Annotated in this window: 8 protein-coding genes; 4 read left to right on the top strand and 4 right to left on the bottom strand. The window is 68.7% G+C overall.

Annotated elements, in window-relative coordinates; translation table 11 throughout:
• From ACFDTC_RS11295 to ACFDTC_RS11285, 3 genes are all read right to left on the bottom strand, one after another.
• Positions 1-1,161 (bottom strand): histidine kinase dimerization/phospho-acceptor domain-containing protein (locus tag ACFDTC_RS11295; RefSeq protein WP_375258978.1); only part of this gene is annotated, 1,161 nt, incomplete at its 3' end.
• 15 nt (positions 1,162-1,176) lie between these two features.
• Entirely contained in the window at positions 1,177-2,595 is a 1,419-nt protein-coding gene (locus tag ACFDTC_RS11290) for a dihydrolipoyl dehydrogenase family protein (protein ID WP_375258977.1), read from the bottom strand.
• 1 nt (position 2,596) lies between these two features.
• On the bottom strand, positions 2,597-3,331 hold the full coding sequence (locus tag ACFDTC_RS11285; protein ID WP_375258976.1) for a TVP38/TMEM64 family protein: 735 nt from the start codon (positions 3,329-3,331) through the stop codon (positions 2,597-2,599).
• A 308-nt stretch (positions 3,332-3,639) separates the two neighbouring features.
• On the opposite strand from ACFDTC_RS11285, the gene rpmH reads away from it, so the two are divergent.
• From rpmH to yidD, 3 genes are read left to right on the top strand one after another with little or no spacing between them, the layout of a single operon-like run.
• Entirely contained in the window at positions 3,640-3,774 is a 135-nt protein-coding gene (gene rpmH / locus ACFDTC_RS11280; RefSeq protein ID WP_012177012.1) for a 50S ribosomal protein L34, read from the top strand.
• Between the two features lie 14 nt (positions 3,775-3,788).
• Positions 3,789-4,292: a ribonuclease P protein component gene (rnpA, locus tag ACFDTC_RS11275; protein WP_375258975.1), complete on the top strand. Its 504-nt coding sequence runs from the start codon at positions 3,789-3,791 to the stop codon at positions 4,290-4,292.
• Entirely contained in the window at positions 4,289-4,510 is a 222-nt protein-coding gene (yidD, locus tag ACFDTC_RS11270) for a membrane protein insertion efficiency factor YidD (RefSeq protein ID WP_375258974.1), read from the top strand. Before rnpA ends, yidD begins: the two co-directional genes overlap by 4 nt.
• A gap of 31 nt (positions 4,511-4,541) precedes the next feature.
• Here the strand turns inward: yidD and ACFDTC_RS11265 are convergent, their stop codons facing one another.
• Positions 4,542-5,060 carry a superoxide dismutase family protein gene (locus ACFDTC_RS11265; RefSeq protein WP_375258973.1) on the bottom strand — a complete coding sequence of 173 codons (519 nt, stop codon included), beginning with the start codon at positions 5,058-5,060 and terminating at the stop codon, positions 4,542-4,544.
• A 134-nt stretch (positions 5,061-5,194) separates the two neighbouring features.
• Here ACFDTC_RS11265 and ttcA point away from each other — a divergent pair, with 134 nt between their 5' ends.
• Positions 5,195-6,073 (top strand): tRNA 2-thiocytidine(32) synthetase TtcA, encoded by an 879-nt coding sequence (gene ttcA, locus ACFDTC_RS11260; protein ID WP_375258972.1) that lies wholly within the window; start codon positions 5,195-5,197, stop codon positions 6,071-6,073.
• The last annotated feature ends 57 nt before the right edge of the window (positions 6,074-6,130 follow it).

Below are 6,130 nucleotides of genomic sequence, written 5' to 3'. Positions count from 1 at the left end.
GTCGTCGTCGTCGTGGAAGGCGGTCAGGTTGATCTCGCCCGGCTTGCCCGAGGCGACGATCGCTTGCCGCGCGTTGCGCACCATGTTCGACAGCGCGCGGTATATCTGTTCCGGGTCGCCGCGGATCATCATGCCGGCGGGAATATCGTCCGACAGGCTCAGGTCGTGCTCGTCGATGGCAAGCCGCTCGGCCTCGAGCACCTCGTGCGCCAACTCGGCCAGGTTGAACAGCGTCAGCGTCGGCGCCGGTTCCTCGGCGCGGCCGAAGGCCAGCGTGGATTCGCACAGGCTGACCGCGCGGGTGATCGAATTCACGAGCTTGGGCGCCAGCCGGCGAACGGCCGGGTCCTCGGAGCGCTCGATCCGGTCGGTGAACAGCTGCGCCGAAGTCAGGATGTTGCGCAGGTCGTGGCTGACCCGCGCGACAGCGCCGCCCAGCTGGGCCAGGCGCTCCTTCTGGCGCAGCGCCTGCGTCATCTGCGTCTGCAGCAGCTGCAACGCCTCCTCGGCCTCGCGCAGCTCGCGGACCGAGGCCGAGGGCTTGATGACGCGGCGGGCATCTTCGGGGGCGGCGGCGTAGGCCTGCATGTGACCGACGACGCCCTTTATCGGCCGCACCAGCAGCACCCGGACCGAGAAGAACAGCAGGCTCGCCGTCACGATCGAGATCATCGCCGACAGCAGCAGGATGCGCAGGCCGTATTCCAGCATCGCGGCGCGCAGGTCGGCGGTGTCCATCGTCACCTCGATCAGCTGGCCCGCCTCGCGCAGAGGGCTGCCGATCACGCGGATGATCTGCGGCTCGGCGGTCAGAAGCCGCGACAGGGCGCCCGCGATCAGTTGCAAGGCACTGGGGTCACGCAGGTCGTAGGTCGCCGCGATCGGCCCCGGCACCGGCGAGGACAGGACCAGTTCGCGCATCTGGTCGCGCCGCAGCACCACGTTGTAGACGCCGGCGTTGTCCAGCAGCTCGGCCTCGAGTTCGGGCGAAATCATCTCGTCGGCCAGCAGCGCCAGCGAGGCGATCTGCGCGCGCTCGAGCCGGCCGAGCAGGAAATCCTCGCGGAACCGCGCGACGGACGGCACGAAGATCAGGACCTCCGCCAGCATGACGAAGATCACGGTCAGGATCAGGAACCGGCCGGAGAGGGAATTCAACATGTCCCGTTCGCGTTATCAGGGCAGCCAGCGCTGAACCAGCCGCACCAGCCCTTTGACGGTGTCGTTTTCGAACAATGTCGGCGTGAAATACGCCCCGGCAACCCTTTTGTTGATCTCGGCCAGCGTCGGATACGGCGCCACCATCGACGAGATCTGGCTCATCTTCAGGTTGTTCGCAATGGCCAGCGACCACAGCGCGATCAGATCGCCCGCCTGCGCGCCGACGATCGAGGCGCCAACCGGCCGGCCCCGCGCGACCATGACCTTGATCATGCCGGCGGTCTCGGCCTCGGTGACGGCGCGGTCGTTCTGGTCGTAGTCCAGCCGCACGACGCGCAGCCTGTCGCCGTGTTTCTCGCGCGCCTGCTGTTCGGTCAGGCCGACATGGGCCAGTTCCGGGCGCGTGTAAGTGGTCCAGGGCAGATGATCGGTCCTGGCCTTCGCCGGCACGCCCAGCGCCGCCTGCCGCACGACGATCCCCGCATGGTAGTTCGCCACATGCGTGAATTGCAGCCCGCCCGCCGCGTCGCCGATCGCGTAGACCCGGCGGTTCGCGGTGCGCAGGCGGTCGTCGACCTCGACCCCCGTCTTGGTGGTCTTGATGCCGGCCTTGTCGAGGTCCAACCCCTCGGTGTTGGCCTTTCGCCCGACCGCCACCAGCAGATGCGAGCCGGTGAAGCGCCGCCCGTCGTCGGTGTCCACGACGATGCCGTCGCCGTCGCGCGCGGCGGCGGTCGCGTTGGTCCCTTCGACGACCTCGATTCCCTCATTGCGCAAACGGTCGAGCAGCAGGGCCGAGAACTCGGGTTCGTCCTTGGGCAGGGCGCGTGCCCCCGCGATCACCGTGACGGCGCAGCCCAGCCGGCGGTGCGCCTGCGCCATCTCGATCCCGATGGGGCCGCCGCCGATGATCAGCAGGTGGTCGGGCCGCTCGCGCAGGTCCCACAGCGTCTCGTTCGTGAGGTACGGCACGTCCTCGATCCCGTCGATCGGCGGCACGAGCGGGCGCGAGCCGGTGGCGATCACGATGCGCCGCGCCTTGATGCGGCACGTGTCGGTCTCGATCTCGTCCTCGGACACGAAGCGCCCGGCCTCGCGGATCACCCGCACCCCGAGGCCTTCGAACCGCTCCTGGCTGTCATGCGGCGCGATCGTGTCGCGGGCGCGCTTCACATGGTCCATGGCGGCGGCATAGTCGACCTGCGGCGCGCCGGTGGTGACTCCGAACGTCTCCGAGCGGAAGGCCGTATGCGCGACCGAAGCGGCCGCGATCAGCGCCTTCGACGGCACGCAGCCGAAGTTCAGGCAGTCGCCGCCCATCTCCGCGGGTTCGAGCAGCGTGACGTCGGCACCCATCTGCGCCGCGCCCGCCGCGACCGACAGCCCGCCCGAGCCCGCGCCGAGGATCACGATGTCCGTCTTGATGTGCTTCACGTCAGATCTCCTTCCTGCCGCGCACGGCGCGGACGAGTATCGGCAGCGCGGCCAGCGCCGCCAGTCCCAGCACCGGCCCGATCACCTGCGGCTCCCACAGCAGGGACAGGTCCGGGGTGCCGCCGCGGTCGAAGACCTCGCCCACGCCGACGCCGATCCAGGTGTAGACGACCGTGCCGGGGATAATGCCCAACGCCGTGGTCAGCACGAAGTTGCGGAACTTCACGCCCACCAGCGCGGGCAGAAGGTTCGCCACGAAGAACGGCACGACCGGCACCAGCCGGATCAGGAACAGCACGCTGACCTCGTTCTCGTTAAGGCGCTGCTTGATCTGCCGCATGCGCCCCTCCGAGGCGTCGATCCGCGCGGCCAGCGTCTCGCCCAGCCCGGCGCGCGCGGCAAGGAAGATCGCCGTCGCCCCCACCGTGGCCGACGCGACGTTCAGCACCGAGCCGGTGACCAGCCCGAACAGGAAGCCGCCCGTCACCGACGTGACCGACGCGCCGGGCAGCGAAAAGGCGACGATGGCGATGTAGATCGCGACGAAGATCACCGCCATCCACAGGTAATGCGCGTCGCGGAAGTCCAGCAGCGCCTGGCGGTTCTCGCGCAGCGTCTCGAAGCTCAACCAGTCGCTCGGGGTGAACGCGCCGACGATGGCGACCACGACGATGACCGCAAGCGGCAGGTGGCGTCGCCAGGCGGGACGGCGTTCGTCTGGGGCTGGCTGGGTCATGGTGAACTCATGTACTTTGGAAACGGGCCTCGGACAGGTCCGCGGCTAACATGCGCCTTGTTGCGAGCCGGCGACAGGCCTCTCACGGCCGCTTGATCGGGCGCGACGCGGACGCGCCCGGAGGGCCATGTCCCGGGCAGGTTTTGTAACATCGACGCCGACGGCGGCGAAATTGTTGCAGAGGCCGCGCATTTCCGGTCCCGGGGGCGTTTGACATGCGGCCGAGGCGCTCCTATAGAGCGGGCTTCGAACACAGGTGGCCTCACGCGAATCCGCGCGACGGGTCATGAACACTGGAGAAACTGGCGATGAAACGCACCTTTCAGCCGTCGAACCTGGTCCGCAAGCGCCGCCACGGGTTCCGCGCTCGCATGGCCACCAAGGCCGGCCGCAAGATCCTGAACGCGCGTCGCGCCCGCGGCCGCAAGTCGCTCAGCGCGTAACGCGCGGCTTCGCCATGGCGAAGCGCGACCCGATTGCTGACCAGACCGCCCCGGAGCGATCCGGCGCGGTCTGTTCGCGTGTGGACGGCAGCGACACGCATGACGCGCCTGCCGGCCGTGGCGTCCCCGATCGGCGCGCGCCGATCGCCACGTTGAAGAAGCGCGCCGACTTCCTGCGTGCGGCACGGGCGGGCCGCGTGCCCTGCCCGGCCTTTCTGCTGCAGGCGCGGCGCCGTGCCCCGGACGAGGCGGCGGGCATCCGCGTCGGCTTTACCTGTTCGAAGAAGGTCGGCAACGCCGTGGCGCGCAACCGCGCCAAGCGCCGCCTGCGCGCCATCGCGCGCGAGGTGCTGCCCGGCACAGGGCTGGCAGGGTGGGATTACGTGCTGATCGGTCGTGCCGAGGCGACCGCCTGCCACGACTTCGCCGCCATGCGCGACGATCTGCGCGCGGCTTTGTCCAAGGCGCATGCCAAGGCGCCGCGCCTTCCGGACATGTCGGAAAAGGCCGGCGCATGAGCCCGCTGGCCCACGTGGTCGCGCTGCCCATAAGGGCCTATCGACTGGTGCTGTCGCCCTGGGTCGGGCACGGCTGCCGGTTCCACCCCACATGCTCGGCCTACGCGCTCGAGGCGTTGGAGCGGCACGGCCCCGTCAGGGGCACGTGGCTGACCGCGCGACGGATCGCGCGGTGCCGCCCCGGGGGCGGATCGGGCATCGACAACGTGCCGGACTGACCCGCGCCCCCGAGGCATTTGCTGAACGATATCAGCCCCCGACGGGCTCGACCACGCCGCAGGCCACGCGGTCGCCCGCGCCTGCTTCGCTCTCGTAGGTGTCGGGATCGGCGTGCACCATGATGGCCGAACCGTCATCGTCCATCAGCGGCGCCGTGTCGCCGTCGAGCGTCACGCGCGTGGTGTGGAAATCGGCCATCGCGTTGCCGTTCTCGCCCACGTAGATGTTGGGCAGGTCGCCGGCATGGCCGCCGTTTTCGGTGTAGAAGCCGTGGCCCGAATCGTCGGGCGCGTAGTGACCGCCGGCCGAGGTGAAGTCGCTCTCGCAGGCGCCGGTCTGGTGGATGTGGAACCCGTGCCAGCCGGTTTCGAGCTCCGACAGGTCGGCGCGCAGCAGCAGGCCGTCGGCGGTCTCGAAGATCTCGACCGTGCCGATCTCGGCCTGGTCCTGGTTCATCATCGTGGCGGTTGCCACCGGGTCTGCGGCCTGTGCTGCGGTGCCGGCCAGCAGCGCGGCGGCTGCGACGGATGCGATACGTGCGGAATGCATGATGTCCTCCTTTATCGACTGAACCGGAAACCGGGCCGCGCGCGCTATGTTCCATGCAGCAACCGGGCGCGCGGCGACCCGCCGCTGCCGCGTTTGTCACTTTCCTAAGACCGCGCGATTTGTCATGAGAGGCCATGCTCGACGACGCCTCAGACATCCATCCGCTGTTCCACGGTGCCCCCAAGACCACCGAGTTCAAGAAACTGCGCAAGCGCATCGTCCAGAACGTGCGCGAGGCGATCGACCAGTACGGCATGGTCGAGCGTCGCGACCCGGACGCCCCGCCGCCGAAATGGCTGGTCTGCCTGTCGGGCGGCAAGGACAGCTACACCCTGCTCGCGATCCTGTACGAGCTGAAGTGGCGCGGCCTGCTGCCGGTCGAGCTGCTGGCCTGCAACCTCGACCAGGGCCAGCCCGGCTTTCCCGCCACGGTCCTGCCCGAGTTCCTCGAGCGGATGCAGGTGCCCCACCGGATCGAGTACCAGGACACCTATTCCATCGTGATGGACAAGGTGCCCGCGGGCCGCACCTTCTGCGCGCTCTGCTCGCGCCTGCGGCGCGGGCACCTCTACCGCATCGCACGCGAGGAAGGCTGTTCCGCGGTCGTGCTGGGCCATCACCGCGACGACATCCTCGAGACGTTCTTCATGAACCTGTTCCATGGCGGGCGTGTCGCGACCATGCCGCCCAAGCTGGTCAACGAAGAGGGCGACCTGTTCCTCTACCGCCCGCTCGCCCACGTGGCCGAGGCCGATTGCGATCGCTTCGCCAAGGCGATGAACTACCCGATCATTCCGTGCGACCTCTGCGGCAGCCAGGACGGGTTGCAACGCCAGCAGGTCAAGCAGATCCTCGACGGGTGGGAGCGCAACAGCCCTGGTCGCCGGCAGGTCATGTTCCGCGCGCTGACCAACGTGCGCCCGTCCCACATGCTGGACCCCAAGTTGTTCGACTTCGCCGGGCTTGAACTGGCGGAACCGGGCGAATTGGACGCAAAAAAGCACGATCATTAAGCCGCGGGTTACCAGCGGCGCCTAACGTTCCGCCATGTGAACGGCAAGGCGGGCACC

This window comes from Citreimonas sp. (assembly GCF_042096055.1).
Classification (GTDB): domain Bacteria; phylum Pseudomonadota; class Alphaproteobacteria; order Rhodobacterales; family Rhodobacteraceae; genus Citreimonas.
This window is presented reverse-complemented; position numbering and strand designations above follow the sequence as displayed.